General features: G+C 57.2%; 24 protein-coding genes. 19 read left to right on the forward strand and 5 right to left on the reverse strand.

The annotated features are described in order from the left end of the window. The 4 genes from gcvH to trhA all read left to right on the forward strand — a co-directional run bounded on the left by gcvH (window position 1) and on the right by trhA (window position 5,199). The gene (gcvH, locus tag WFL93_RS19800; RefSeq protein ID WP_007890282.1) at window positions 1-387 is read left to right on the forward strand and encodes a glycine cleavage system protein GcvH; all 387 of its coding nucleotides are present in this window, start codon (window positions 1-3) and stop codon (window positions 385-387) included. A gap of 99 nt (window positions 388-486) precedes the next feature. Further along, window positions 487-3,360, forward strand: a complete 2,874-nt coding sequence (gene gcvP, locus WFL93_RS19805) for an aminomethyl-transferring glycine dehydrogenase (protein ID WP_336778863.1) — start codon at window positions 487-489, stop codon at window positions 3,358-3,360. Window positions 3,361-3,546: 186 nt separating this feature from the next. Then, window positions 3,547-4,290: an SDR family oxidoreductase gene (locus WFL93_RS19810; protein WP_336778864.1), complete on the forward strand. Its 744-nt coding sequence runs from the start codon at window positions 3,547-3,549 to the stop codon at window positions 4,288-4,290. 255 nt (window positions 4,291-4,545) lie between these two features. Continuing rightward, window positions 4,546-5,199 carry a PAQR family membrane homeostasis protein TrhA gene (gene trhA / locus WFL93_RS19815; protein WP_007890279.1) on the forward strand — a complete coding sequence of 218 codons (654 nt, stop codon included), beginning with the start codon at window positions 4,546-4,548 and terminating at the stop codon, window positions 5,197-5,199. Window positions 5,200-5,297: 98 nt separating this feature from the next. Here the strand turns inward: trhA and ygfZ are convergent, their stop codons facing one another. Next, window positions 5,298-6,281, reverse strand: coding sequence for a tRNA-modifying protein YgfZ (gene ygfZ, locus WFL93_RS19820; protein ID WP_180822406.1), 984 nt, complete (start codon window positions 6,279-6,281; stop codon window positions 5,298-5,300). 218 nt (window positions 6,282-6,499) lie between these two features. On the opposite strand from ygfZ, the gene sdhE reads away from it, so the two are divergent. Both sdhE and WFL93_RS19830 read left to right on the forward strand, forming a co-directional pair. Beyond that, window positions 6,500-6,766 (forward strand): FAD assembly factor SdhE, encoded by a 267-nt coding sequence (gene sdhE, locus WFL93_RS19825; protein WP_007890277.1) that lies wholly within the window; start codon window positions 6,500-6,502, stop codon window positions 6,764-6,766. A gap of 1 nt (window position 6,767) precedes the next feature. Continuing rightward, the gene (locus WFL93_RS19830) at window positions 6,768-7,160 is read left to right on the forward strand and encodes a protein YgfX (protein WP_336778865.1); all 393 of its coding nucleotides are present in this window, start codon (window positions 6,768-6,770) and stop codon (window positions 7,158-7,160) included. Here the strand turns inward: WFL93_RS19830 and fldB are convergent. Beyond that, window positions 7,157-7,675, reverse strand: a complete 519-nt coding sequence (gene fldB / locus WFL93_RS19835) for a flavodoxin FldB (RefSeq protein WP_007890275.1) — start codon at window positions 7,673-7,675, stop codon at window positions 7,157-7,159. The genes WFL93_RS19830 and fldB overlap by 4 nt on opposite strands. A 99-nt stretch (window positions 7,676-7,774) precedes the next feature. Here fldB and xerD point away from each other — a divergent pair, with 99 nt between their 5' ends. The 3 genes from xerD to recJ are packed head-to-tail and all read left to right on the forward strand — an operon-like array spanning window position 7,775 to window position 11,138. Next, window positions 7,775-8,668, forward strand: coding sequence for a site-specific tyrosine recombinase XerD (gene xerD / locus WFL93_RS19840; protein ID WP_007890274.1), 894 nt, complete (start codon window positions 7,775-7,777; stop codon window positions 8,666-8,668). A 22-nt stretch (window positions 8,669-8,690) separates the two neighbouring features. Further along, window positions 8,691-9,404: a bifunctional protein-disulfide isomerase/oxidoreductase DsbC gene (gene dsbC, locus WFL93_RS19845; RefSeq protein ID WP_336778866.1), complete on the forward strand. Its 714-nt coding sequence runs from the start codon at window positions 8,691-8,693 to the stop codon at window positions 9,402-9,404. A gap of 9 nt (window positions 9,405-9,413) precedes the next feature. Next, window positions 9,414-11,138 (forward strand): single-stranded-DNA-specific exonuclease RecJ, encoded by a 1,725-nt coding sequence (gene recJ / locus WFL93_RS19850; protein ID WP_336778904.1) that lies wholly within the window; start codon window positions 9,414-9,416, stop codon window positions 11,136-11,138. A 101-nt stretch (window positions 11,139-11,239) separates the two neighbouring features. Here recJ and WFL93_RS19855 read toward each other — a convergent pair whose 3' ends face one another. Beyond that, on the reverse strand, window positions 11,240-13,984 hold the full coding sequence (locus WFL93_RS19855; RefSeq protein ID WP_336778867.1) for an autotransporter domain-containing protein: 2,745 nt from the start codon (window positions 13,982-13,984) through the stop codon (window positions 11,240-11,242). A gap of 552 nt (window positions 13,985-14,536) precedes the next feature. Between WFL93_RS19855 and prfB the strand changes: the two genes are divergently transcribed. The 9 genes from prfB (at window position 14,537) to WFL93_RS19900 (ending at window position 22,660) form a co-directional block, all read left to right on the forward strand. Beyond that, window positions 14,537-15,635, forward strand: a protein-coding gene (prfB, locus tag WFL93_RS19860) for a peptide chain release factor 2 (protein WP_152929142.1) whose coding sequence is annotated in 2 segments (ribosomal slippage) — window positions 14,537-14,611 and window positions 14,613-15,635 — 1,098 coding nt in all. Because the reading frame shifts where the segments join, the coding sequence is not laid out codon by codon here. A 9-nt stretch (window positions 15,636-15,644) separates the two neighbouring features. After that, entirely contained in the window at window positions 15,645-17,165 is a 1,521-nt protein-coding gene (lysS, locus tag WFL93_RS19865; protein WP_007890269.1) for a lysine--tRNA ligase, read from the forward strand. Window positions 17,166-17,439: 274 nt separating this feature from the next. After that, the gene (locus WFL93_RS19870; RefSeq protein ID WP_007890268.1) at window positions 17,440-18,291 is read left to right on the forward strand and encodes a MurR/RpiR family transcriptional regulator; all 852 of its coding nucleotides are present in this window, start codon (window positions 17,440-17,442) and stop codon (window positions 18,289-18,291) included. A 262-nt stretch (window positions 18,292-18,553) separates the two neighbouring features. Continuing rightward, complete coding sequence (locus WFL93_RS19875) at window positions 18,554-19,390, forward strand: transporter substrate-binding domain-containing protein (RefSeq protein WP_336778868.1); 837 nt, start codon at window positions 18,554-18,556, stop codon at window positions 19,388-19,390. 2 nt (window positions 19,391-19,392) lie between these two features. After that, on the forward strand, window positions 19,393-20,025 hold the full coding sequence (locus WFL93_RS19880; protein ID WP_007890266.1) for a DUF1989 domain-containing protein: 633 nt from the start codon (window positions 19,393-19,395) through the stop codon (window positions 20,023-20,025). Further along, window positions 20,009-20,656 carry an urea carboxylase-associated family protein gene (locus WFL93_RS19885; protein ID WP_336778869.1) on the forward strand — a complete coding sequence of 216 codons (648 nt, stop codon included), beginning with the start codon at window positions 20,009-20,011 and terminating at the stop codon, window positions 20,654-20,656. Before WFL93_RS19880 ends, WFL93_RS19885 begins: the two co-directional genes overlap by 17 nt. 3 nt (window positions 20,657-20,659) lie before the next feature. Further along, window positions 20,660-21,310, forward strand: a complete 651-nt coding sequence (locus tag WFL93_RS19890; protein WP_336778870.1) for an amino acid ABC transporter permease — start codon at window positions 20,660-20,662, stop codon at window positions 21,308-21,310. Then, a complete protein-coding gene (locus WFL93_RS19895; protein ID WP_049852608.1) occupies window positions 21,310-21,975 on the forward strand; it encodes an amino acid ABC transporter permease in 666 nt (221 codons plus the stop codon). Before WFL93_RS19890 ends, WFL93_RS19895 begins: the two co-directional genes overlap by 1 nt. Window positions 21,976-21,988: 13 nt before the next feature. Further along, the gene (locus WFL93_RS19900; protein WP_007890262.1) at window positions 21,989-22,660 is read left to right on the forward strand and encodes a DUF1989 domain-containing protein; all 672 of its coding nucleotides are present in this window, start codon (window positions 21,989-21,991) and stop codon (window positions 22,658-22,660) included. A gap of 191 nt (window positions 22,661-22,851) precedes the next feature. On the opposite strand, the gene WFL93_RS19905 is transcribed toward WFL93_RS19900, so the two are convergent. Next, on the reverse strand, window positions 22,852-23,478 hold the full coding sequence (locus tag WFL93_RS19905) for a hypothetical protein (protein WP_007894153.1): 627 nt from the start codon (window positions 23,476-23,478) through the stop codon (window positions 22,852-22,854). A 363-nt stretch (window positions 23,479-23,841) separates the two neighbouring features. On the opposite strand from WFL93_RS19905, the gene WFL93_RS19910 reads away from it, so the two are divergent. Continuing rightward, entirely contained in the window at window positions 23,842-25,005 is a 1,164-nt protein-coding gene (locus tag WFL93_RS19910; protein ID WP_049852609.1) for an MFS transporter, read from the forward strand. Here the strand turns inward: WFL93_RS19910 and WFL93_RS19915 are convergent. Then, window positions 25,002-25,922 (reverse strand): LysR family transcriptional regulator, encoded by a 921-nt coding sequence (locus WFL93_RS19915; RefSeq protein WP_336778871.1) that lies wholly within the window; start codon window positions 25,920-25,922, stop codon window positions 25,002-25,004. The genes WFL93_RS19910 and WFL93_RS19915 overlap by 4 nt on opposite strands. Window positions 25,923-25,927 lie beyond the last annotated feature (5 nt).

Here is a 25,927-nt window from a genome sequence, read left to right on the forward strand (position 1 = left end):
ATGAGCAATGTGCCAAGTGAATTGAAATACCGCGATAGCCACGAGTGGGTCCGTAAAGAAGCCGACGGCACCTTCACGGTAGGTATCACCGAACATGCGCAGGAACTGCTGGGCGACATGGTATTTGTCGATCTGCCAGACGTCGGCGCCTCCTTCGCGGCCGGTGATGATTGCGCGGTAGCGGAATCGGTGAAAGCCGCTTCTGACATCTATGCACCCTTGAGCGGTGAAATCGTCGAGGTGAACGATCAGCTAGGCGATTCACCGGAGCTGGTTAACAGCGCGCCGTATGCCGATGGTTGGTTGTTCCGCATCAAAGCCAGCGACGAGTCAGAGCTCGATTCCATGCTGGATGCCGATGCCTACAAAGCCGCGATCGACGAGTAACCGGTAGTTGCAGAAGGTGGCGCACATCGGCACCTTCTTTTTTATCTGCCTGACTTAACGCCATTTTTGTAACCCAGCCCGATTCAGGATTTACTGCAAATGACCCAGACTCTCAGCCAGCTCGAACATAACGGTGCTTTCATTGAGCGCCACATCGGTCCTACGCCGGAACAACAGGCCTTAATGCTGAAAGCGATTGGTGCCAGTTCGCTCTCATCATTGATTAGCTCTATCGTCCCGGCCGACATCCAGCTGCCAGGCCCGCCTGCGGTTGGCGACGCCGCGACCGAGCAGCAAGCGCTGGCAGAGCTGAAGGCCATTGCCAGTCAGAATCAACGCTACAAATCCTGGATCGGCATGGGCTACAGCGCGGTAATTACGCCGCCGGTTATCCTACGTAACATGCTGGAAAATCCGGGCTGGTACACCGCGTATACGCCGTATCAGCCAGAAGTGTCGCAGGGGCGTCTTGAAGCGCTGCTGAACTTCCAAACCCTGACGCTGGATCTGACCGGTCTGGACATCGCTTCCGCATCACTGCTGGACGAAGCCACCGCCGCTGCAGAAGCCATGGCGATGGCCAAACGTGTTAGCAAACTGAAAAACGCCACTAAATTCTTTATCGCCAATGACATCCATCCCCAGACGTTGGATGTGGTGCGCACGCGTGCCGAAACCTTTGGTTTTGAACTGATTATCGATAGCGTTGATAAAGCATTAGATCACGACGATCTGTTCGGCGTATTGCTGCAGCAGGTTGGTACGCACGGTGAAGTGCACGATTACCGTTCACTGATTGCCGAGCTGAAAAACCGCAAAGTGGTGGTGAGCGTCGCGGCAGACTTTATGGCGCTGGTGCAGTTAGAAGCGCCAGGCAAGCAGGGCGCAGATATCGTCTTTGGTTCGGCCCAGCGTTTCGGCGTGCCAATGGGTTACGGCGGACCACACGCTGCGTTCTTCGCCAGCCGCGACGAACACAAGCGCTCAATGCCTGGACGTATCATTGGCGTATCACGCGATGCCGCCGGTAACACCGCGCTGCGCATGGCGATGCAAACCCGCGAGCAGCATATTCGTCGTGAAAAAGCCAACTCCAACATCTGTACATCGCAGGTGCTGCTGGCGAATATCGCCGGTCTCTATGCGGTGTATCACGGCCCGGTTGGCCTGAAGCGCATTGCTTCCCGCATTCACCGTCTGACCAGCATTCTGGCCGCTGGCCTGCAAAATGGCGGTCTGAAACTGCGCCACAACAGCTGGTTCGATACGCTGACGGTAGAAGTCGCTGATAAAGCAGCGGTGCTGAACCGTGCACTGAGCTTTGGCGTCAATCTGCGCAGTGACATCCATAATGCCGTGGGCATTACGCTGGATGAAACCACCACGCGTGAAGACGTGCTGGCGCTGTTCGCCATTCTGCTGGGCGATGCGCATGGCCAGGATATTGATGCACTGGATACGGCAGTTGCGGCGGAAAACAGCGCCATCCCAGCCGGTCAGGTGCGTGAGAGCGCCTTCCTGACGCATCCGGTGTTCAATCGTCATCACAGCGAAACTGAGATGATGCGTTATATGCACAGCCTGGAGAAAAAGGATCTGGCGCTGAACCAGGCGATGATCCCACTCGGCTCGTGCACCATGAAACTCAACGCCGCGGCGGAAATGATTCCGATCACCTGGCCAGAATTTGCTGAGCTGCATCCGTTCTGCCCGGCTGAGCAGGCGTCGGGTTACCTGCAGATGATTGCTCAGCTGTCGCAATGGCTGGTACAGCTAACCGGCTATGACGCGCTGTGCATGCAGCCAAACTCCGGCGCGCAGGGTGAATATGCGGGTCTGTTGGCGATTCGTCGTTACCACGAAAGCCGCAATGAAGGCGGCCGCAATGTTTGCCTGATTCCAAGCTCGGCACACGGTACCAACCCGGCGTCTGCACAAATGGCCGGTATGTCCGTTGTGGTGGTGGCATGCGATAAACAAGGCAACATCGACCTCGGCGATCTGCGTGAGAAAGCCGCACAGGTCGGCGAGCAGCTGTCGTGCATCATGGTGACTTACCCGTCAACACACGGCGTTTACGAAGAGACCATTCGCGAAGTGTGCCAGATTGTGCATCAGCACGGCGGCCAGGTGTATCTTGACGGCGCTAACATGAATGCGCAGGTGGGAATCACCACGCCAGGTTACATCGGCGCGGATGTCTCGCACCTCAACCTGCATAAAACCTTCTGTATCCCGCACGGCGGTGGCGGTCCAGGCATGGGGCCAATCGGCGTGAAAGCGCACATGGCGCCGTTTGTTCCGGGCCACAGCGTGGTACAAATTGATGGCGTGCTGACGCAGCAGGGCGCGGTTTCTGCGGCACCTTTCGGCAGCGCATCGATTCTGCCAATCAGCTGGATGTATATCCGCATGATGGGCGCGGAAGGCCTGAAGCAAGCGAGTTCAGTAGCGATTTTGAACGCCAACTACATCGCCAGCCGTCTGCAATCGGCTTATCCCATTCTCTATGCGGGCCGCGATGGTCGCGTGGCGCACGAATGTATTCTGGATATTCGTCCGCTGAAAGAGCAAACCGGCATTAGCGAACTGGATATCGCCAAGCGTCTGATCGATTACGGTTTCCACGCCCCAACCATGTCATTCCCGGTAGCGGGCACGCTGATGGTTGAGCCAACGGAATCGGAAAGCAAAATCGAGCTGGATCGCTTTATCGATGCGATGCTGGCAATCCGCATGGAGATCGACCGCGTAGCCGATGGCGAATGGCCGTTGGAAGATAACCCGCTGGTTAACGCGCCGCACACGCAGACGGAAATCGTCGGCGACTGGGCACATCCTTACACCCGCGAGCTGGCGGTGTTCCCGGCAGGCAGCGCTAACAAATACTGGCCGACCGTTAAACGTCTGGACGATGTATTTGGTGACCGCAACGTGTTCTGTTCGTGTGTACCCATGAGCGAATACCAGTAATTTAGCCGTCATACTTTGAGCCTTAGCGGCGTTGGCTGCGCTCATTCACCCCGGTCACTTACCGAAGTAAGCTTCCGGGGATGAACGAGTTCACCGCCTTGCTGCAGCGCAAATTATTTAGGCTAAAGTTATGGGGAGTATTTATGAAAAGGGCCGATTATTCGGCCCTTTTTTTTGGAGGCAAAAATGGATCTGGCTTTGGTAACGGGCGGCAGTCGCGGGATTGGACGTGCAACCGCCTTATTGCTGGCGCAGGCTGGTTATCGTGTAGCGATTAACTATCGTCAGCGTGCAGCTGAAGCGGCTGCGGTAGTGACAGAAATTGAAGCACAGGGCGGAAGCGCCTTTGCGCTGCAGGCCGATATCGCTGATGAGGCGCAGGTGATGCGCATGTTTGCCCAACTGGATGAGCAAGACGGCGCGCTGCGGGTGCTGGTGAATAATGCCGGCATTTTGTTTACTCAATGTCGGGTAGAAGAGTTAGATGCCGAGCGAATTCAGCGCGTGTTCGCCACCAACGTCACCGGCACCTTTATTTGCTGCCGCGAGGCGGTAAAACGCATGGGTACGCATCATGGCGGCAAAGGTGGCGCCATCGTCAATGTATCATCCGCCGCGTCACGTCTCGGTGCGCCGGGTGAGTATGTGGATTACGCCGCGTCAAAAGGGGCGATGGATACGCTAACCAAAGGCTTATCGCTGGAAGTGGCGGCGCACGGAATCCGCGTTAACAGCGTGCGACCGGGCCTGATTTATACCGAAATGCACGCCGATGGCGGCGAAGCGGGCCGAGTGGATCGTCTTGCCAGCGCGTTGCCGATGGGGCGTGGCGGCCAGGCTGAAGAGATAGCCGAAGCGATTGTCTGGCTGGCGAGCGATGCTGCGTCGTACGTGACGGGCACCTTTATTGACGCCGCTGGCGGCAGATAATTAACCTGCTCGGCACAAATGCCGATCCAAAAAAACAGCCCAATATTACTGTATCGACAAAACCATATCTGAATATCGTAGGGTCGCCATTCATGGCGACCGATGCCCGTTAATGCAGCCAAAATTGAGTTCAAGCCGTTCACACCCGCTGACAGATTTATTTTAGCGTACATGTGTACACTGAAATTTATCTTCGTTACTCTGATTGCTCAGAAATAGCACACTCGCTTTTTCCGTTGTTCAGGAATCCCCTTCATGGCACAAAACCGAATTATGGCCCAGGGCTATTCATTGGCTGAAGAGATCGCCAATAGTATTAGTCACGGAATTGGCTGCATTTTCGGCATCATCGGACTGGTGTTAATGCTAACCCAAGCCGTTGAATCTCAAGCTAACCTTACCGCAATTACCAGTTACAGTTTGTACGGCGGTAGCATCATTTTGCTGTATCTCGCTTCAACTCTTTATCACGCTATTCCACATCAGAAAGCCAAATATTGGCTGAAGAAATTTGACCATTGCGCCATCTACGTGTTGATTGCGGGCACCTACACGCCATTTTTGCTGGTCGGGCTCAATTCGCCGCTGGCACAGGGATTGATGGCGGTGATCTGGGGCCTGGCGCTGATGGGCATCCTGTTCAAAATCGCCTTTGCCCATCGCTTTGAAGCGCTGTCGCTGGTGACCTATCTCGGTATGGGATGGCTGTCATTGGTGGTGATTTATCAACTGGCGATTAAGCTGTCGCCGGGCGGGATTTGGCTGCTGGCAGCCGGAGGGGTTGTCTACTCGCTCGGCGTGATTTTTTACGTCTCGCGCCGTATTCCATACAGTCACGCCATCTGGCATGGCTTCGTGCTGGGCGGCAGCGTGCTGCACTTCTGCGCTATCTATTTTTATGTGATGTAGCTTGTGGTCCCGGTCGCCCTGAATGGCGCCCCTATAACAGAACCGCGCGGATTTCGTCGGGTGCGCATTCAGGCGCACCCGGATTAAAACAGCGGCAATCAATCAGCCAATGAATACGGCAGTGGCTGAATCGTCAGTTGGCCACTTTCGTCACCTTCCACGCGCAGTACGCTATCCGGTTCCAGATCGTTGTTCATCACCACCTGCACCCACACATTGCCATCATCCAACTGCACGCCGCTCAAGACTGTGCCGGTGCGGCGCCACTTATCGCCCATCTGCAGCTCAAGTGAACCACCCACTTCCGGCACTTTGCTGGCTTTGCCTGCCAGCCAGTAAAGCGCACGTTTGTTCGCACCGCGGAATTTGGCACGCGCCACCATCTCCTGGCCGGTGTAACAGCCTTTTTTAAAGCTGATGGCATCCAGCGCCTGCAGGTTAGTGGCTTGTGGAATCAGTTGCGCGCTGGTGGTGCTTTCAATCACTGGAATGCCAGCTTCGATATCCAGCGCCAGCCATTGCAGGCTGTCGTTGAACTGCGCTTCCCCCGCCAGCTTCTCTTTCAACACATTCGCTTGCTCTGGCGTCGTCACCAGCATGAAACGCTCAGCAGGATGTGCAAACCACAGCAGCGTACTCTCGCCGTGCTGTACAACCGGTGTTTCTGCATCGGGCAGGGTGCTGAAAAGATTCGCCAGCGCGGCGCGCGCCTGAAAACCGGCGACGCCCAGCAGTACCGCATCATCATCGGCCACGATGGTCACTTTGGCGAACACCGCGTATTTCTTCAGTTCGGTAAGCTGCTGCTCACGCAGATTACGACGCACCGTGTAAGCGTAACCTTCGCCGCGATGGAACAGGCGAATATTGCTCCACATTTTGCCTTTGGCGTCGCAGTGCGCGGCCGGGCGATGTTGCGTTGCGCCCATGGCGGCGACGTCCAACGTTAACTGACCTTGCAGATAAGACGTGCTGTCATTGCCCTGCACCTTAACCAACGCCCATTCGTCGAGCGAAATCAGGGTTAAAGGCAGGCGTGACGAAGCAGCGGGCTGGCGGGGTGGAAGGGTAAAAATCGACATATGTCTTTCCTGATTAATGAGGTAATAGGTAGCAATGGTAAAAGAGCAGTGCGGCTTTGCAACCTGTTTACTGAATCTGGCGCACAAATCGCGTGATGTCCTTTGCAAATCAGGGGCCGTAACGCCGTGACATTGCACAGGGATAAGCACAGCGCCTGCAGCGAGAAAAAAAAGCAGGTACACTGAGCCCCACTGTTTTTAGCCATGGAATGAGAGACATGGAAATTAATGACAAAGCCCGCGTCCAGTGGGCGTGCCGTCGCGGCATGCTGGAGCTGGATATCGCTATCATGCCGTTTTTCAAATACGAATATGATTCGCTGAACGATACCGATAAGCAGGTGTTTATTGCCCTGCTGAAGAGTGACGATCCGGACCTGTTCAACTGGTTGATGAATCACGGCGAACCGGTGGATCCCGAGTTCAAACGTATGGTGAAACTGATTCAGCAGCGCAACCGTGAACGCGGTCCGGTGGCAATGTAATTTGCGGGCGTCACCCAGTGCGCGCGCGCTGAATGTGACGCTGTCGCTGCTGTGTGCCGGTTTGCTGCTGAGCCTAAGCTGGCCTGACGAATGGGCGTGGGGCAAAGCGGCCATCTTATTGTTACTGCTGGCGGAGTGCTGGCGTAATGAACGGCGCTTAGTGCAGCGCGTGGGTTTCCTGACGCTGGACGTAAAGGGCGATTGGCTGTGGCGCGGCGTACGCTGGCAAGCCCAACGTAAAGCGGATTGGCTGCCGTATGGCGTGTTGCTGGTATTGCGTAATCAGCAGGGGAAACGCTGGCGGCTGTGGTTGATGCACGATAGCCTGCCGCCCGGGGAATGGCGCACGCTGCGCGCCTGCTGTTTTCTGCGTGATGGGCAAACGCTGCCTTAAAGCAGCGCTGCGGTTTCGGTCAGAATCTGTTCGCACCACTGTTCGACGCGCTCATCGCTCAGGTCGAACTGGTTCACATCATCAAGCGCTAAACCAACGAACTGCGAGCCGTCAGCGGTCAGCGGTTTTTTACTGGTGAACTCGTAGCCTTCCAGCGGCCAGTAGCCGACAAACTGCACGCCCATCGGCTGCAGCAATTCGTGCAACATGCCTAGCGCATCAAGGAACCATTCGGCGTACTCGCCCTGATCGCCCATGCCATATAGCGCCACGATTTTACCGCGCAGATTCAGTGCCGGGATTTGCGGCCAAATCGCTTCCCAATCTTCCTGCAGCTCACCAAAATCCCACGTTGGAATCCCGAGGATCAGCAGATCGTACTGCTCCATCAGCGACGGATCGTCATCTTTCAGATTGTGCAGCGTGACTAACTCTTCGCCGATAAAGTCGCGAATCTTCTCCGCCGTCATCTCGGTGTAACAGGTACTGGAACCGTAAAATAGACCAATATTCATGCAATTAATGCTCTGACTGAAACTGACTCGGGGGCAATTGTACCAGAAGCAGGCTACATTCAGGCATAATGAGCACGATTTCACACGGCGGAGATAACAGTGCAGGACAGCGATCTGATCGAACAGTTTCTCGATGCGCTTTGGATTGAACGTAATCTGGCGCAGAACACGCTCGCCTCCTACCGGCAAGATCTCCAGACGCTCACCGGCTGGCTGCATCATCACGATCGCACGCTGCTAACGCTGGAAGCGCTTGATTTGCAGCAGTTTCTCGCCGAGCGCGTTGAGGGCGGCTATAAGGCCACCAGCTCGGCGCGCACCCTCAGCGCCATCCGCCGCCTTTGCCAATATCTCTATCGGGAAAAAGTGCGCAGCGACGATCCCAGCGCGCTGCTTGCCGCGCCAAAGCTGCCGCAGCGTCTGCCGAAAGATCTCAGCGAGAATCAGGTCGAGCGCCTGCTGCAGGCGCCGAGTATTGATGTACCACTCGAACTGCGTGACAAAGCGATGCTGGAGCTGCTGTACGCCACCGGATTGCGCGTCACGGAACTGGTCGGGTTAACCATCAGCGATATTAGCCTGCGCCAGGGCGTGGTGCGCGTAATCGGTAAAGGCAACAAAGAGCGCCTTGTGCCGTTAGGTGAAGAAGCGGTTTACTGGATTGAATACTATATGGAACATGGCCGGCCGTGGTTGCTGAATGGGCAAACGCTGGACGTCATGTTCCCCAGCCAGCGCGCGCAGCAAATGACGCGGCAGACCTTCTGGCATCGCATTAAACACTATGCGACCCTTGCCGGTATCGATAGCGAAAAACTGTCGCCGCACGTGCTGCGCCACGCATTTGCCACACATTTACTGAACCACGGCGCCGATTTACGCGTCGTACAGATGTTGCTGGGCCACAGCGACCTCTCGACTACGCAAATTTATACGCACGTCGCTACCGAGCGTCTGCGTCTGTTACATCAACAGCATCATCCGCGCGCTTGAGTTGCGGTAACAAGGATTTAAGATGAAAAAGCAGCTTACGATGCTGGCTCTGCTGGTCAGTGCATTCACTGGATTGGCACACGCCGATGACAATGCCATTCAGCAAACCCTGAAGAAAATTGGGCTGCAGCAGGCGGAAATCCTGCCGTCACCGCTGCCAGGCATGAAAACCGTGCTGACCGAGAGCGGCGTGCTGTACGTTTCCGAAGACGGCAAGCATATGATTCAGGGCCCGCTGTATGATGTCAGCGGCAGCCAGCCGGTCAACGTCACCAACCAGCTGCTGGACAAAAAAGTCAGCGCGCTGGCGCCAGACATGATTGTCTACAAAGCACCGAAAGAGCAGCACGTAATCACCGTGTTCACCGACATCACCTGCGGTTACTGCCGCAAGCTGCATGAGCAGATGGCGGACTACAACGCGCTTGGCATCACCGTGCGCTATCTCGCCTTCCCGCGTGAAGGTCTGAATGGCCAGGTGGAAAAAGCCATGCGCGCCATCTGGTGCAGCGCCGATCGTAAAAAAGCCTTTGATGCCGCGATGAAAGGCGATGCGCCGCAGATGGATGCGCCGGCTACCTGCAAAATCAATATTGAGCAGCAGTACAAACTCGGCATCCTGTTTGGGATTCAGGGCACGCCAGCCATTCTTACCGATAGCGGCATGATGATTCCCGGCTATCAGGGACCGCAAGAGCTGAAGCAAGTGCTCGACGGTCAGAAGCGTGGCGGTTAACGCACAGTGATGCACTCTGTTGAACTGCGTCGGCGTGAAGCCGAGGCCGACGCCAGCTTACCTGCTAATTTACCGCCTTTGCTGCGTCGCTTATATCTGCAGCGCGGCGTTAAAGACGCGCAGGAGCTGGAGCGCGGCGCCAAACACTTGCTACCGTGGCAAACGCTGGGGGGGATTGAAGCCGCAGTAACGCTGCTGCATCAGATGCTGCAAGCGGGCAAGCGCATTGTGGTGGTGGGCGATTTCGATGCCGATGGCGCCACCAGTACGGCGTTAACCGTGCTGGCGTTGCGCAGCCTGGGCGGCAACGTTGATTACCTGGTGCCGAACCGCTTCGAAGATGGCTACGGATTAAGTCCGGAAGTGGTCGAGCAGGCCAAAGCGCGCGGTGCGGAGATGATCCTCACCGTCGATAACGGCATCTCTTCGCATGCCGGTGTTGATACCGCACATCAGCATGGTATTCCGGTGCTGGTTACCGATCACCATCTGCCGGGCGAAACCTTGCCTGCCGCCGAAGCGATTGTGAACCCCAATCTTCATGACAGCGCATTTCCTTCGCGCTCGCTGGCGGGTGTCGGCGTTGCCTTCTATCTGATGCTGGCGCTGCGTGCGCATCTGCGTCAGCAAAACTGGTTTAGCGATGGCCGCGCGGAGCCGAACCTGGCGGAACTGCTCGATCTGGTGGCGCTGGGTACGGTGGCGGATGTGGTGCCGCTGGATGCCAATAATCGCATTCTGGTGTGGCAAGGCTTAAGTCGCATCCGCGCGGGCAAATGCCGCGCCGGTATCCGCGCGCTGCTGGAGATCGCCAACCGCGATGCCCGTCAGCTCGCCGCCAGTGATCTTGGCTTTGCCGTCGGTCCGCGCCTCAACGCCGCCGGTCGCCTGGATGATATGTCGGTCGGCGTGGCGCTGCTGCTCACCGAGGATATTTCTCAGGCACGCATGCTGGCTAATGAACTTGATGCGCTCAATCAGACGCGTAAAGAGATTGAGCAGGGCATGAAGAGCGAAGCGCTGGCGCTGTGTGATGAACTGGAGCGTCAGCACACCGATCTGCCGCTGGGCCTGGCGTTCTACCATCCGGAGTGGCATCAGGGCGTGGTGGGCATCCTCGCGTCGCGTCTCAAAGAGCGTTTCCATCGTCCGGTGATCGCCTTCGCACCCGCCGGTGACGGCACGCTGAAGGGCTCCGGTCGCTCGATCGCCGGTTTGCATCTGCGCGATGCGCTGGAGCGTCTCGATACGCTGTACCCCGGCATGATGATCAAGTTTGGTGGCCACGCCATGGCGGCCGGTTTGTCACTGCAAAGCGAAAAGTATGAGCAATTTCGTGAGCGTTTTGCCGCACTGATTGATGAGTGGCTGGATGGTGAAGCGTTGCAGGGCGTGATTTGGTCTGATGGCGAGCTGCACGCGCAGGAGTTTACGCTGCACACCGCTGAAATGCTGCGCGAAGCCGGTCCGTGGGGCCAGGCGTTCCCGGAACCGGTGTTTGATGGCAAGTTCAAGCTATTGCAACAGCGGCTGGTGGGCGAGCGCCATTTAAAAGTGATGGTCGAGCCGCTCGGTGGCGGCCCGCTATTAGATGGCATTGCCTTCAACGTGGATACCACGCTGTGGCCGGACAGCAGCGTGCGTCAGGTGCAGCTGGCCTATAAGCTGGATATTAACGAGTACCGCGGCAACCGTTCAGTACAGTTGATCATCGATCACATCTGGCCGATGTAGGTTGCATCAGTTGCATCGCGCAATGAATTGCGCCGCTACAAAATTTGCACGTATTTGTAGCGGCGCGTTTTATCGCGCTCTTTTGACCTTCATAACGCTTTTCAGAAACTCACATCCACGCCGCCGCGCAGCACTTTCTCGTCACCGCGATCGGCGAAGTGCTGATCGGCACGCAAGAACAGCCGCGCGCGCGCCGCTTGCACCACGTCCAACCGTACGCCTAACCACTGCGAACGGCGATCGAGCTGCATGCCGGGAATCTGGAAGCTATTCTGTTCAGCGCCAAAACCGCTCCAGCGCGCGCTGACATCCATTGACGGATTGTTCAGCGCGTACTGATATTCGCCATACAGACTCAACATGCTCCACCAATTCGCCGACCAATCCTGTCGTGCGCTGAGATTCAAGCCGCTGTAACCGACGCTGCGATGATAGCTATCGCCGTCGCCGCTCAAGCCGAACGCGCTGCCTTTATCGGTAAACGCGCCGGTTTCCAGCCCGGTTTCACGCCAGCCGAGATACGGTTCCAGGCGATAATTATCCTCAATCATCCAGCGATAGCCGCTTTGCAGCGCCGCCTGCCAGCTGTTGCTGCTGGTGGTGGAGGAGACCGGTGCGGCCTCATCCAGCAGCACCAGACGCTTTAACTCATCGCGGCCGTGTTGGTAGCTAAGATTGCCCTGCAGATACCATGCCGGCGTCAGGTCGTAACGACCATAAAGCATGGCGCCCTGCAGGCGGTTGCGGCTGGTGCCGCCGGTTTGATCGTATGTTGAATCGATCTGATTCTGCGTCCAGGCCACACCTACGCGCAGACCGGAAATGCCCAAATCACTGTCTACGCCTAAGGCCGTCAAGGTATTGCGATAATCGCTGCCGAGATAGCCATCCTGATTGAGCGAACCGCGTAGTTGGCCGCTCTCCAGCCAGAATCCGTAACGCTTATCGGCGCTGGCATCGGCGATGCGGTTGCTCAGCAGACGCGTTTGATTATCCAGCGCATTAAACAGCACCGCGTTGCTGGAGGCGTGCGCCTGGCCGGAAAGCGAATTGAGAGCGGATTGCGCGCTGCTGGCATCGGCCAGCGTCTGGAATGCACCAGCGGCACCCAGCGCACTCTGCTGTGAGCGGCTGAGCGAACCCTGTTGCTGCCAGTTATCCGCCACGCTGAATGCCTGCTCCAGATTGGCCGCCGTTTGCTGCGTGCTGGCAGCGCTTAAGCCAAGTGCCGCCGCAGTAGCAGCGGTATTTTTGCGAGTAAGCTGGCCGCTAACGCTAGTGGCGTTATAGCTGACGGAACCCTCAAGGAATACGCCGGTGTTCACCTGGCTGAACTGCCCGCTGACGCCCGCATCGCTGGTCAGCAGCGTCTCCTGCTGTTTCACCACATAGGCCGATGAGGGCGGCGCAAGATTCAGCGTGCCATCCAGCGTCGAGTGGCCTGCGACGCGCAGCGGACTATCCAGCGCGATATTCAGCGCGCCGTTGCTGCCTTGCTGATAATCGCCTTGTACCTGTAAGCCGCCGTTAACCGAGCCCTGATTCAGCAGGCTGCCGCCAATCACGCCGCTGCCGCCCAGGGTGCCGCTGCCGCTGACGCTGGCACTTCCGGTGATAGCCCCCGCGATCAGCAAGGTGTTGGCTGCGACGCGCGTCTGGCCGAGATAGCTGTTATTCGCAGTTAACTGCAGTACGCCGCCACGCTCTGTGCCGTCCAGCACTAATCCATGGTCGCCGCTAATTGCATTGGAAAACTGATAACGACCGCCATCGAGGCTGGCATGAAAATCATCGGCCCAGAACATCGCCGGACCGTTCAGCGCTTTGGCCTGGTTGAGATCGCCCCAGCCGAAGGTGTCGTTGTAAGGTCGCCCGTTGGCGCTATCCGCCCCGTTCGCGTAAGCATCGCTGCGGTAACTGGCGGTCGTCAGCAGGGTTTGCTGCAGGTTGTAGCCGCTCATCCACGGAAAGCGCTGTAACACCTGCGAGGCCGCCGCTGCGGCACGTGGTGCAGCAAACGAGGTGCCGTAGCTACGCACGTTTGACCCGCTGCCATCGGTATTTTGGAAGCGATAATCGGTATAACCGAGCGCACTCAGACACCAGGCCGCAGCATTGCCGCAGGCATCAAACGGGCCGGTTAATGGAGCGCGATTTGCCGTGTCATAGGAAGTGCTGTCCATCACGCCGGTGACGGCCAGCATGTTTTTTTGCAGCGTACTCTCCTGATAAATCAGCGGTAGCTGGGCATTAGGGGAAGGGGTTGAGGTACCTCCGTTGCCGGTGATCACTACCGCCAGACCGTCAGCGGCGGCAATAGCGCGCAGGCTTTGCACCAGCACCTGATAGCGCGGCTGTGCATCAGTTAACGCCTGCGCCGTGGTCAGGCGCTCGGTTGAGGCAAACGACATATTGAAAACGCGCACGCCCTGACTCAGCAGGCCGTTAACCGCGCGCTCAGTGTCATCATAGTTAAACAGATTATTCTGCGATCCCTGAGCCACGTACAGCGCGCTGCTGGATGACAAACCCAGCAGCGTCAGCGCCACCACCGTGCCGTGACCGTTAATCCCCTGATTATCATTTAAGCCGGAGCCACCGCCGACATAGCTGGCGAAATGCACGTTGGCGTAGTTGATTTCGCTGCGATCCGGCGACAATCCCGAATCAATAATGCCCACTTTGCTGGCATTAGCCGCGCTGCTGGGCTGCTCCGGCGGTTTAGGCGTGCCGGTAGTGGGTGAGGGGGCCGAACTGCCGCCGCCTCCACCGCCGCCACAGGCGGTGAGTAACAAGGGAATTAACCAGGCAAGTAAGCGTGGTGAAGTGCGCAAACCGGTATACATCAATGCTCCTTCATGTCTCTCAGGACATGTCGTGCCCGCTCACGTTAACGGGCGCTGATTACGGTGTCGTTCCTTGTCGGGGCGGCGCGTTCCTGGCGGGCGTGGTGACAAACGATCGGGACGGTAGTGATGCTGGATAGGGGATAGTCACTGAGCAAAATGATAAAGGCGGACGCATAAATTGATGGTCGAAGTATCAGCTGCTTAATGGCGTTATTTGAGACGCTTCTGCTTTATTGCAGGAAATTTCTCACGCAGTATTTTTGATGAAATTGCCTTAAAAATCATGATCTTTAATAAATGCATTCGGCATTAACTATCCGGGATTTATACGAAATTTCTTAAGCGGTGCCTGAAGCTGTTGGGCCAGCGGAGGATTTTTGGAAAGGGTCGTGCGGGGAGCTTTCCAGAAGTAGGCGAACTTTTTTTCTTTTCGTTGACAGATACCTTCGTCAGCCGCGTGCAATGCTACAAAGTACGCACACTTTCGGGTAAACTAGCGCGTTAGTTTTTATCTCCTTTCACCGAATCGTCAAAAAAGACTGAAAAGCCATGTTTGAAATTAATCCGGTCAAAAATCGTATTCAGGACCTCAGTGAACGCAGCGACGTTCTTCGGGGGTATCTTTGACTACGATGCCAAGAAAGAACGCCTTGAAGAAGTAAACGCCGAGCTGGAACAGCCTGACGTCTGGAACGAACCTGAGCGCGCACAAGCGCTGGGTAAAGAACGCGCTTCCCTGGAAGCGGTGGTAGAAACCTTAGATCACATGCGTCAGGGCCTGGAAGATGTGCAGGGCTTGCTGGATCTGGCGGTAGAAGCCGACGACGAAGAGACTTTCAATGAAGCCGTGGCCGAGCTGGATGCACTGGAAGTGAAGCTGGGCGAACTGGAGTTCCGTCGTATGTTCTCCGGCGAATATGACAGCGCTGATTGCTACATGGATATTCAGGCCGGTTCCGGCGGCACCGAAGCGCAGGATTGGGCCAGCATGCTGCTGCGTATGTATCTGCGCTGGGCCGAAGCCAAAGGCTACAAAACCGAAATCATCGAAGAGTCAGACGGTGAAGTGGCCGGTACCAAATCCGCCACTATTAAAATCATCGGCGACTACGCGTTTGGCTGGCTGCGTACCGAAACCGGCGTGCACCGCCTGGTACGTAAGAGCCCGTTCGATTCCGGTGGCCGTCGTCATACCTCATTCAGTTCGGTGTTTATCTACCCGGAAGTGGATGACAACATCGATATCGATATCAACCCCGCCGATCTGCGTATCGACGTTTACCGTGCCTCCGGTGCGGGCGGCCAGCACGTCAACAAAACCGAGTCTGCGGTGCGTATTACCCACTTGCCGACCAACATTGTGGTGCAGTGCCAGAACGACCGTTCACAGCACAAGAACAAAGATCAGGCCTTCAAGCAGTTACGCGCCAAGCTGTACGAATATGAGATGCAGAAGAAAAACGCGGACAAGCAGGCAGCGGAAGATAACAAGTCTGATATTGGCTGGGGCAGCCAGATCCGTTCTTATGTTCTCGACGATTCACGCATCAAGGATCTGCGCACCGGCGTAGAGACCCGCAACACCCAGGCGGTGTTGGATGGCGATATCGATCGTTTTATTGAAGCAAGTTTAAAAGCAGGGCTATAAGGAACCGACATGTCTGAACAACAACCGCAGAGCGCTGATGCCGCCCTTGAGTTAAATAACGAACTGAAAGCGCGTCGCGAAAAACTCAACGCGCTGCGTGAAAAAGGCGTGGCGTTTCCTAACGATTTCCGCCGTGATACCACGTCAGATCTGCTGCACGCCAGCTATGACGCCAAAGAGAACGAAGAGCTGGAAGCGCTCGGCGTCGAAGTGAGCGTCGCCGGTCGTATGATGACGCGCCGCATCATGGGTAAAGCGTCTTTCGCTACCCTGCAGGATGTTGGCGGCCAGATTCAGATCTACGTATCACGCGACGATCTGCCAGAAGGCGTCTACAACGAGCAGTTTAAGAAGTGGGACCTTGGCGATATCCTCGGTGCGCGCGGCAAGCTGTTCAAAACCAAAACCGGTGAGCTGTCGATCCACATCTCTGAGCTGCGTCTGCTGACCAAAGCGCTGCGTCCGTTGCCGGATAAATTCCACGGCCTGGCCGATCAGGAAACCCGTTATCGTCAGCGTTATCTTGATCTGATCTCCAACGACGAATCGCGTAACACTTTCAAAGTACGCTCAAAAATCATGGCCGGCATTCGCCAGTTCATGGTTAACCGTGACTTTATGGAAGTGGAAACCCCGATGATGCAGGTGATTCCTGGCGGTGCTTCTGCGCGTCCATTCATCACCCATCACAATGCGCTCGACATCGATATGTACCTGCGTATTGCGCCAGAGCTGTATCTGAAGCGTCTGGTGGTAGGCGGTTTTGATCGCGTGTTCGAGATCAACCGTAATTTCCGTAACGAAGGTATTTCGCCACGTCATAACCCAGAGTTCACCATGATGGAACTCTATATGGCGTATGCGGATTACAAAGATCTGATCGAGCTGACCGAAAGCCTGTTCCGTACCCTGGCGCAGGATGTTTTGGGCACCACCGAAGTGCCGTATGGCGATCACAGCTTCGATTTCGGTAAGCCGTTCGAGAAGCTCACCATGCGTGAAGCGATCAAGAAATACCGTCCGGAAACCGACCTGAGCGATCTGGAAGACTTCGATAAAGCGGTGGCGATTGCCAAATCGCTGCATATCAAAGTTGAGAAGAGCTGGGGCCTGGGCCGCGTGGTCACGGAGATCTTCGAAGAGACCGCCGAAGCACACCTGATTCAGCCAACCTTCATCACTGAATATCCGGCTGAGGTTTCTCCGCTGGCGCGTCGTAACGACGAGAACCCGGAAATCACCGATCGTTTCGAGTTCTTCATCGGCGGCCGTGAAATCGGTAATGGCTTCTCGGAGCTGAACGATGCAGAAGATCAGGCTGAGCGTTTCCTGCAGCAGGTGAATGCGAAAGATGCCGGTGATGACGAAGCGATGTTCTACGACGAAGACTACGTCACCGCGCTGGAGCACGGTTTGCCGCCAACCGCAGGTTTGGGTATTGGTATTGACCGTATGGTGATGTTGTTTACCAACAGCCACACCATCCGCGACGTAATCCTGTTCCCGGCACTGCGCCCGACCGGTAAGTAATTCGGTGCCTGCTGTCCCCCTCCTCGGTCCTCCCCCACAAGTGGGGGAGGAAGATGCTGCCACATGTTAGTTCTGAGTTGCATGTGGCAGCGTCTCCTTCCCCCGCTTGCGGGGGAAGGCCGGGATGGGGGACAGCCAGCACAGACCGAGTAGTGAGACAGCCAGCACAGACCGAGTAGTGAGACAGCCAGCACACTCCCCCCAACACAAAATTCCTGATGACAACCCGGCACGCTCTGTGCAGGATGGTTTTTTTCATTTTCAGGGAATCACCATGAGTGCAAAAGCGGCAACGTTAGAGGGCCGGATTCGTCAGCACTGGGATCAACTCTCCAGCCATGAACAGCGCTTAGCCGATGTGCTTCTTGCCGCACCTGGCCAGTTAGCCATGAACACCGCCACCGAACTGGCGCACAGCGCCGGCGTCTCGAAAGCCACCACCACGCGTTTCTTCCGCCATCTTGGTTATGAAAGCTATGAAGCCGCACGTCGCCAGGCGCGTGAGATGCAGAGCAGCGGTTCGCCACTCTACCTGCAACCGGCGCCCAGCGCATCACCGCTGGCCAGCATCATGCAGCAGCACCTGGAAAAAGAGATCGCCAACCTGGTCAACAGCTATCGCACGCTGGATAGCGAACAGCTGCAGCAAGCGGTTACCGCCATCAGCGCGGCGCGGCGCGTGGTGGTGATGGGCTGGCGCCACAGCCAAACCATCGCCCATCTGATCTACCGCGACCTGATTCATATTCATTCCGATGTCCGTCTGCTGCCGCGTCCCGGCGATTCGCTGGCGGAGCATATGGCGGCGCTGACGGCGGAAGATGTGGTGATTTGCGTCGGTCTGCGGCGACGCATGCCGGCGCTGGAAGCGGCAATGAACGCGCTGGCCGAGCGCAATGTCCCGATGCTGTATATCGCCGATGTGCTCTCCGGCAAACCGGTGCGTCACGCGCAATGGGTGATCCGCTGCCACACCGACAGCAGCCTGATCTTCGACAGCACCGCCGCGCTCTCTGGCGTGTGCAATCTGCTCTGTTCATTGGTGGCCCGACAAATGGGTAAAGCCAGCAACGATCATCTCGCGCAAATTGAAGCGCTGCACCAATCCCTCGACGAGCTTGAATAGTGCGCCGTGCTGGCGCATTTTGCGCCAGAAGTCGCTCCAAAACAGTGCAATCCTGCCAACTCTCTCTCCAGCAATAGCCGCCGTCCCGCCCGTCAGTGAAACCTAAGAAATTAAAAATAAAAATTAAGAAACAATTGTTTCCAGTTGATTTTATTCACTAAAGATTGATCTGGCGTTATGCGCTCTGCGCAGTGGTGAAAAAACTGGCACAAAACATGCTCAGTAGAAAAAGACATTTCACCAACACCAGGGAAACACCATAATGAAAAAAACAGCACTGCTGATCGCCGCACTTCTTTCCGTTGGCACCATGGCGCAGGCGCAAGCCGATACGCTGGCCGACATCAAAAGCAGCGGCAAAATCACCGTCGGTATCGATCCAACCTTTCCTCCCTATGAATACACCGATGACAAAGGTGAGATCACCGGTTACAGCGTGGCGATCATGCAATCCTTTGCAAAAGATCTCGGTGTGAAACTGGAGTTTCAGAAAACTGCCTTCAGCGGCATTCTGCCGGGGCTGATCTCTGGCTCGTTCAACGCCGAAGGTTCTTCCCTCAACATCACTGCTGAACGCGCGAAGAAAGTGCTGTTCACTGTGCCGTACAGCAAAACCGTTAACGGCGTGCTGGTGCGTGAAGACACAGCCAAAGCGTTCAGTGGCAAAACCCTCAGCCCGGAAAGCTTGTCAGGCCTGCGCGGCGCGGTGAAAACCGCCAGCGTGCCGGAGCAGTTGCTGAAAGGCTTTAACGAGCAGCTGAAGAAAGAGGGCAAAAAACCGATCGCCATTATTAACGTTGATTCGCTGGATCAAACCGTCAGCACGCTGATGACTAAACGCGCCGATTTCGTCTATGACGACATCTCGGTACTGGCGCCAGTAGCGAAAAAATACGCCGGTAAAGTGGCGCAGGTGGGCGAAGTCGGCCCATCGCAGTGGATGGGTTGGGCGACGCGTAAAGAAGATGGCAGCCTGAACCAGGCGATTAGCGCGCATATCCTGGCGATGCAGAAAGATGGCGAGCTGACCAAACTGCAGCAGCAGTATCTCGGCACCACCTTCACCGTACCCGCCAGCGACTTCATTCCGCAGGAGTAATTATGTGCCAGTCCAACCTGACGGTGCCCGCCGGCTTTGGCAAAACCTTCCGCGTGCGTAAAGGCCAGTTCATTACCGTGATTGATAGCGAAGGGCAGCAGGCGGCCGATTTCGTCGCGGTAAACGCCGACGATCTCAACGAGAAGCTGTCGCCGGTCCATACGCGCCAGCAGCTGCGTTCGCTGTTCTTCAAACCCGGCGATGCGCTGTGGTCGAGTGAAAACCGCCCGATGCTGCGCATTCTTGCCGACAGCATCGGCATTCACGATGCCAACGTACCGGCGTGCGATCGCACCCGTTTCAGCGTCGATTTCGGCGTAGAAGGGCATCGCAACTGCGTTGATAACCTGCTGGAGGGGATGAAGGCATTTGGCGTGACCTACTTCTCGCTGCCGGAACCGTTCAACCTGTTCCAGAACGGCCCGGTCACCGCCGATGGCCGCATGGAAGTCACCGATCCCAACAGCGTCGCGGGCGATAGCATCACCTTTGAAGCGCTGTGCGACCTGATCTGCTCGGTGTCATCCTGCCCGCAGGACATCATTCCCGGCAACGGCCTGCAGGTGACGCCAATTGACATCGTGGTCAGCGACCATTTTCACGCTCAGGAGATGAATCATGCTGTTAATGCGTGAAAGTTATGAAGAAACCGCCGTGCGCACGCTGGCTGAACCGGTGCAGGTTGCGGCGGGCAGCGTGGGTTCGATTCGCGTGCTGCGCGGTCAGCTACTGCGCATCACCGCGCTGGGCGAAGGTGCCGTTGCGTCGCTGTTTGGCTTTAGCCTTGCCGATTCCGCCGTATGGTTGTCGGTGCACCATACGCGGGTGTTCAGCAACAGTTATCTGCTGGGTTCCGGTATGCGTCTGGTGAATAACCGTCGCCGTCCGATGATGGTGCTGGGCAAAGACAGCGTAAAGCGTCACGACCTGCTGCTACCGGCATCTACCACCGCGTTTCTCGCCGAGCGCGGCTATCAGGGCGAAGGTTGCGTTGAGGGTGTGCGCGGCGAGCTGGCGCGTCTTGGTCGGGTGGTGCCGAAGCTGCCGGATCCGATCAACTTGTTTATGCACGTCAAGCTCACGCGCGAGGGCGATATTCTGCCGGAAACCAATCTGACCAAAGCCGGCGACAGCATTACCTGCCGCGTGGTGATGGATACGGAATTCATCGTCTCCGCCTGCAACACCGGCATTGAGGGTAACGATAAGCCCGCGCCGCTGCTGCTGTCGGTGGCGGAAAACCTGCACGACTTTAACGCGGAGTAACGCATGGGGCTGGATCAACAGGTGGTGGCCGCGCTGCCGGAACTCGGACGCGGACTGCTAATGACGCTGATGCTCACCGTGCTGGCGTCGTTAGTCAGCGTGGTAATGGGGCAGCTCGGCTGCTACCTGCAGCTGCGCCGAGCCTGGATCTGGCGCGCCATCGGCCGCAGCTACGTCAGTGTGATGCGCGGCACGCCAGCGATCGTGCAGCTGTTTGTGGTGTTTTTCACGCTGCCACGGCTGGGATTGGGTGGGCAGCCGATGCTGGCGGCGGTAATTGCCATCGGCCTCAACAGCGGCGCATACGTGGCGGAAATCCTGCGCGTTAATCGCAGCCTGGTGACGCGCGGCCAGCTTGAAGCCGCGCGCACGCTGGGGTTGAGCCGTTTTCTCAGCTGGTGGTATGTGATTAATCCCCAGGTGATGCGCGCCAGCCTGCCGATGCTGGTCAATGAATTCACCATTCTGCTGAAAACCACGCCGCTGGCCTCGGTGGTGGCGCTGACCGAACTGACCTATGCCGGACAGATCGTTATCGCCCGCACCTACGAAGCCACTCAGGTGTTGCTGCTGGTGGCGGCGGGTTACCTGCTAATCGCCATGCCGTTGATTGCGGCGGCGCGACGTCTGGAAGCGAAACGGAGGATGGCGTAATGGATTGGCAGGCAATTACCACCTCGTTGCCGTCGCTGGCTGACGGCCTGGTCGCTACCCTGCAGCTCTGTCTGGTGGCGGCGCTCTGTTCGCTGCTATGGGGCGCGCTGCTGGCCGTACTGCTGATGCGCGCCTCGCCGTTCTGGCTGCGTTTGCTCAATCTTTACAGCGGCTTAACTCTCGCGCTGCCGCTGCTGGTAGTGATCTATCTGCTCTACTTTGTGCTGCCGGAATATGACATCACGCTGTCGTCACCGGTGGTGGGCGTGCTGGCGCTAACGCTCTACTACGCGCCCTATATCGCGCAGGTGATCCGCTCGGCTATTGATGCGCTGCCGAAAGGGCAGTGGGAAGCGTGCCGCGTGCTCGGCTTAAGCCGTAGCGAACAGCTGCGCGATGTGGTGCTGCCGCAAACCCTGCCGCAGATGTTATCGCCGCTGGTGGGGCTGATGATCGGTTTGATTAAAGACTCGGCGCTGCTGTCGATTGTCTCGGTGCAAGAGTTTATGTACGCCGCCAAACAGGCGATTTCGGATACCTACGCGCCGCTGGAGATCTATCTCACCGTGGCGCTCTGTTACTGGCTGCTCAACAGCGCGATCGACTGGCTGGCGCGCGGTCTTGAATCTCGCATGACGCGCTACCGTCGCGCCATGCAGCACTAATGTGGAGAACAACATGTCAGCGGAATTTCAGCATCGTGAAGTGATAACTATTCCGGCGCGCTTTGGTAAAGCGGTGCGACTGAAGAAGGGGGAAGCGGTACAGGTGATCAACCTGCACGGCACCCAGGTGGTGGATTGCTGGGCGTATAACGCTGAGGATGTGAGTGAATATATGTGTATGGAGGCGACGCGGGTGTGGAATCAGCGTCTCAATCCGAAAGTGGGCGACAGCTTTATTACCAGCCAGCGCCACCCGATTCTGACGCTGGTGGCGGATACCTCGCCGGGCGTGCACGACACCTTTATGGCCGCCTGCGATGCGCGACGTTATGAGTTGCTGGGTTGCACTGAACCGCATCGCAACTGCCATGACAACCTGTTTGAAGGCATGAGCGAGCTGGGCGTGACGCTGCCGCACGGCAATCTGGCATCGTTTAATATTTTTATGAATATTCAGGTGCAGCCGGACGGCATCACGCTGAAGACGCTGCCGGTGGTGACTAAGCCGGGCGACTATATTGTGCTGCGCGCCGAGATGGATTGTTTGGTGGCGTTCTCCGCCTGCCCGCAGGATATCGTCAGCATTCAGGGGCAGGGCGACAACACGCCGCGCGATGCTGAACTGCGTATTCTGACCGATGGCTTCCCGCAGGTGCAGCTGCAGGGCGCGTGGGTTCCGGCTTGACTGTGCATGCTGTCCCCCATCCCGGCCTTCCCCCATTAATGGGGGAAGGAGACGCTGCCACATGCAGCTCCCCAACTATCATATTGCAGCATCTTCCTCCCCCATTTATGGGGGAGGACCGAGGAGGGGGACAGCCAGCACCGACCGGGATGGGGGACAGCCAGCACAATCTCAATCAGCCCGCAGCAAATCTACGACTTCACCACCCCATCCAGCCACGCCTGGAACCGCGCATACGGCACATACAGCGCCACATTCTTAAACAGCGTCTTACCGCTCTTATTGTCATCAATCTGGCTGCTATAACCGACAATCACTCCCGCCAGCGTATCGTCGCTGGCGTTATACACCGCACCGCCGGACATGCCTTTCACCACGCCAGCATTAGCCGCTACCACCACACAGCTGGCCTTATTCCAGTCATTCGCCAGCGTGGTATTGATCAGATTCTTACCGCTCGATGCCACCGGCATCGCCGAAATAAAGCTGTAGCCATATAAATTCACGTTGTCGCCAATATGACTATTACGAAACGGCGGCGGCAGATTGGCTTCACTGTTCTTGTGGTACACCACCGCAATATCACACTCAGGATGCCAGGCTTTCACCCGATACAGCGAATACTTCGCCACGTGCGCCGCCGTCAGGCTGTATTCGGGCGTGAGAGGAATGGTGGTGCCGAGCGCACCAATGCCCAGCACGGTGGGAATGCCGGTCACGGTCATATCAACGCGTTTTGCTGCTTCTTTACTGTATTCGTAGTGCCCAACAGAGCAGCCACTCAGGCAGCCAACCGTTAGCGCGATGAGCCATCGCATACGCTCTCCCCTCGATTTTTGACACCGCATAACCGGGCAATCCATTGAGGTATCGGCAGTGCTCGTCCATCCTTTACTGATTGATTTAGCGTCAAAAGCTGTGCTGCTGTGACAGCGATCACAACCTGCTTCAAGCGTAGCGCGGAAACATCAATCTGTCTCAATGGTTCGCTGCCGTCATTTTCCCACGCTGCGATTATTGCTGCAGGCGCAACATAGCCTTGCGGCGCGCGGGGTGGTTGCGGTGAAAAGGCTATGCTTTAATAACAATGTGACGCAGTTCAAATTTTAATAAGCGTCCGTTGTAACCGCACTGCGTTCGCCGTGCGGCCTGCCTGCAAAAAATATTTGGGAGAGTGTGTTATGCCTGTTGCATTACTGGCGCTGGCGCTGAGTGCGTTCGCCATCGGCACCACGGAATTCGTCATCATGGGATTACTGCCGGACGTGGCGGGCGATCTGCAGGTGACCATTCCTTCGGCGGGATGGCTGATCAGCGGTTACGCGCTGGGCGTGGCCATCGGCGCGCCGATCATGGCGCTGCTGACCGCCAAACTGCCGCGGAAAAAGACGCTGATTCTGCTGATGATTATCTTCATCATCGGCAACGTGCTCTGTGCGTTGGCCTACACCTACAACCTGCTGATGCTGGCGCGTGTGGTGACCGCACTGTGTCACGGCGCATTCTTCGGCATTGGCGCGGTGGTCGCGGCGAGTCTGGTGGCACCGAGTCGTCAGGCTTCTGCCGTGGCGCTGATGTTCACCGGCCTGACGCTGGCTAACGTGCTTGGCGTGCCGCTCGGCACCTGGTTTGGTCAGATGTTTGGCTGGCGCGCCACCTTCTGGGGCGTGGCGATTATCGGCATCTTCGCCTTTATCGCGCTGATTGTTAGCCTGCCGAACAACAAAGAAGAGAAGCCGGTGCATCTTGCGAGTGAAATCAGCGCGCTGGCGAATGGCAAACTGTGGCTGTCGCTGCTGATGACGGTATTCTTTGCCGCCGCGATGTTTGCGCTGTTCAGCTACATCGCTCCGCTGCTGTTGCAGGTGACCGGCATCTCGGATCGTGGTGTGAGCTGGACGCTGTTCCTGATCGGTGCCGGTTTAACCGTCGGCAATATCCTCGGCGGCAAGCTGGCCGACTGGAAAGTGTCGTTTAGCCTGATCCTCAGCTTTGTGCTGATTGCGCTGTTCTCGCTGCTGTTCAGCTGGACCAGCCATGCGCTGTGGCTGGCGGAGATCACCCTGTTCTTGTGGGCGATGGCGACCTTTGCCACCGTGCCAGGCCTGCAGATTAACGTGGTGCGCCACGGTAAAGATGCGCCAAACCTGGTTTCCACGCTCAACATCTCCGCCTTCAACGTCGGGAACGCGCTCGGTGCGTGGGTCGGCGGCGCGGTGATCGAGAAAGGTTACGGCCTGACGTCGGTGCCGGTTGCTGCAGCCGCGCTGGCAGTCATCGGTTTGGTGATCTGCCTGATTACCTTCCGCAAATCGGGTGGGCAGGGCGAGGCTGTTAACGCTTAAGCTAATTGATCGGCAATACGTTGTGGAAACGCGGCCACTTGCTGTTGCAGGTGGTCGCAGAAGTGATCGACCAGCGCTGAAGCCGGTCGATGCTGTGGCCGCACCAGACTGACGGTAAACGGCACGGCGATACTGAAGCGACGCATCACCACCCCGCTGGCGGCGTAATCAAGCGCCGTCAGCGGATTCACAATCGAAATCCCCACGCCCGCGCGCACCATCGCGCACACCGACGCCGCACTGTGCGTCTCCAGCACCAACCGTCGCTCCACCTCCTGCTCATGAAACAGCGAATCCAGTAGCTGGCGATAGCTATCGCTGCGCGACAGGCTGACGTAGTTCTCGCCGTGGAAATCCTGCGGCGTCAGCACCGCGCGCTGGCACAGCGGATGCTGTGGCGGCAGCACGCACACTTCATCGCAGGTCAGCAGCGGCAGAAGCTCGGTGCCGGCGGGCGCATGCTGGGTTTCGGTCAGACCCAGATCGTAGCGCTGCGCCGACAGCCACTCTTCCAGCAGCGGCGACTCCTGCGGAATGATATTCAGGCTGACCTGCGGATAGCGCTGCATAAAGGGCTGCAGCAGCGGCGGCAGCAGCGACTGGGAAAACACCGGCAAACAGGCGATCGACAGTTCGCCCTGACGAAACTGCCGCAGCCCTTCGGCGGCATCCATAATGCGATCGAGCCCGTACCACGAGCGCTGCACCTCTTCATACAGCCGCAGGCCTTGCACCGTCGGCTGCAAGCGTCCGCGCACCCGCTCGAACAGCTGCAAGCCGAGCTGCTGCTCCAGCCGCGCCAGCTCGCGGCTTACCGTTGGCTGCGAGGTGTGCAGCAGCGTCGCCGCCTGCGTCAGGTTGCCGCTGGTCATCACCGCGTGAAAAATTTCGATATGTCGCCAGTTAATTTTTGCCATTGCGC

This window comes from Pantoea sp. USHLN256, from assembly GCF_037149875.1.
GTDB classification, from domain to species: Bacteria; Pseudomonadota; Gammaproteobacteria; order Enterobacterales; family Enterobacteriaceae; genus Pantoea; species Pantoea nemavictus.

Excerpts from the sequence above, each read along its gene's own strand:
- WFL93_RS19905 (WP_007894153.1), bottom strand. The coding sequence starts at position 23,478 with ATGCGATGGCTCATCGCGCTAACGGTTGGCTGCCTGAGTGGCTGCTCT.
- WFL93_RS19915 (WP_336778871.1), bottom strand. The coding sequence starts at position 25,922 with ATGGCAAAAATTAACTGGCGACATATCGAAATTTTTCACGCGGTGATG.
- WFL93_RS19885 (WP_336778869.1), top strand. The coding sequence starts at position 20,009 with ATGCTGTTAATGCGTGAAAGTTATGAAGAAACCGCCGTGCGCACGCTG.
- WFL93_RS19870 (WP_007890268.1), top strand. The coding sequence starts at position 17,440 with ATGAGTGCAAAAGCGGCAACGTTAGAGGGCCGGATTCGTCAGCACTGG.
- trhA (WP_007890279.1), top strand. The coding sequence starts at position 4,546 with ATGGCACAAAACCGAATTATGGCCCAGGGCTATTCATTGGCTGAAGAG.
- recJ (WP_336778904.1), top strand. The coding sequence starts at position 9,414 with ATGCACTCTGTTGAACTGCGTCGGCGTGAAGCCGAGGCCGACGCCAGC.
- WFL93_RS19855 (WP_336778867.1), bottom strand. The coding sequence starts at position 13,984 with ATGTATACCGGTTTGCGCACTTCACCACGCTTACTTGCCTGGTTAATT.
- ygfZ (WP_180822406.1), bottom strand. The coding sequence starts at position 6,281 with ATGTCGATTTTTACCCTTCCACCCCGCCAGCCCGCTGCTTCGTCACGC.
- gcvP (WP_336778863.1), top strand. The coding sequence starts at position 487 with ATGACCCAGACTCTCAGCCAGCTCGAACATAACGGTGCTTTCATTGAG.
- fldB (WP_007890275.1), bottom strand. The coding sequence starts at position 7,675 with ATGAATATTGGTCTATTTTACGGTTCCAGTACCTGTTACACCGAGATG.
- WFL93_RS19875 (WP_336778868.1), top strand. The coding sequence starts at position 18,554 with ATGAAAAAAACAGCACTGCTGATCGCCGCACTTCTTTCCGTTGGCACC.
- WFL93_RS19895 (WP_049852608.1), top strand. The coding sequence starts at position 21,310 with ATGGATTGGCAGGCAATTACCACCTCGTTGCCGTCGCTGGCTGACGGC.
- WFL93_RS19900 (WP_007890262.1), top strand. The coding sequence starts at position 21,989 with ATGTCAGCGGAATTTCAGCATCGTGAAGTGATAACTATTCCGGCGCGC.
- WFL93_RS19890 (WP_336778870.1), top strand. The coding sequence starts at position 20,660 with ATGGGGCTGGATCAACAGGTGGTGGCCGCGCTGCCGGAACTCGGACGC.
- sdhE (WP_007890277.1), top strand. The coding sequence starts at position 6,500 with ATGGAAATTAATGACAAAGCCCGCGTCCAGTGGGCGTGCCGTCGCGGC.
- WFL93_RS19910 (WP_049852609.1), top strand. The coding sequence starts at position 23,842 with ATGCCTGTTGCATTACTGGCGCTGGCGCTGAGTGCGTTCGCCATCGGC.
- WFL93_RS19810 (WP_336778864.1), top strand. The coding sequence starts at position 3,547 with ATGGATCTGGCTTTGGTAACGGGCGGCAGTCGCGGGATTGGACGTGCA.
- dsbC (WP_336778866.1), top strand. The coding sequence starts at position 8,691 with ATGAAAAAGCAGCTTACGATGCTGGCTCTGCTGGTCAGTGCATTCACT.
- WFL93_RS19880 (WP_007890266.1), top strand. The coding sequence starts at position 19,393 with ATGTGCCAGTCCAACCTGACGGTGCCCGCCGGCTTTGGCAAAACCTTC.
- lysS (WP_007890269.1), top strand. The coding sequence starts at position 15,645 with ATGTCTGAACAACAACCGCAGAGCGCTGATGCCGCCCTTGAGTTAAAT.
- gcvH (WP_007890282.1), top strand. The coding sequence starts at position 1 with ATGAGCAATGTGCCAAGTGAATTGAAATACCGCGATAGCCACGAGTGG.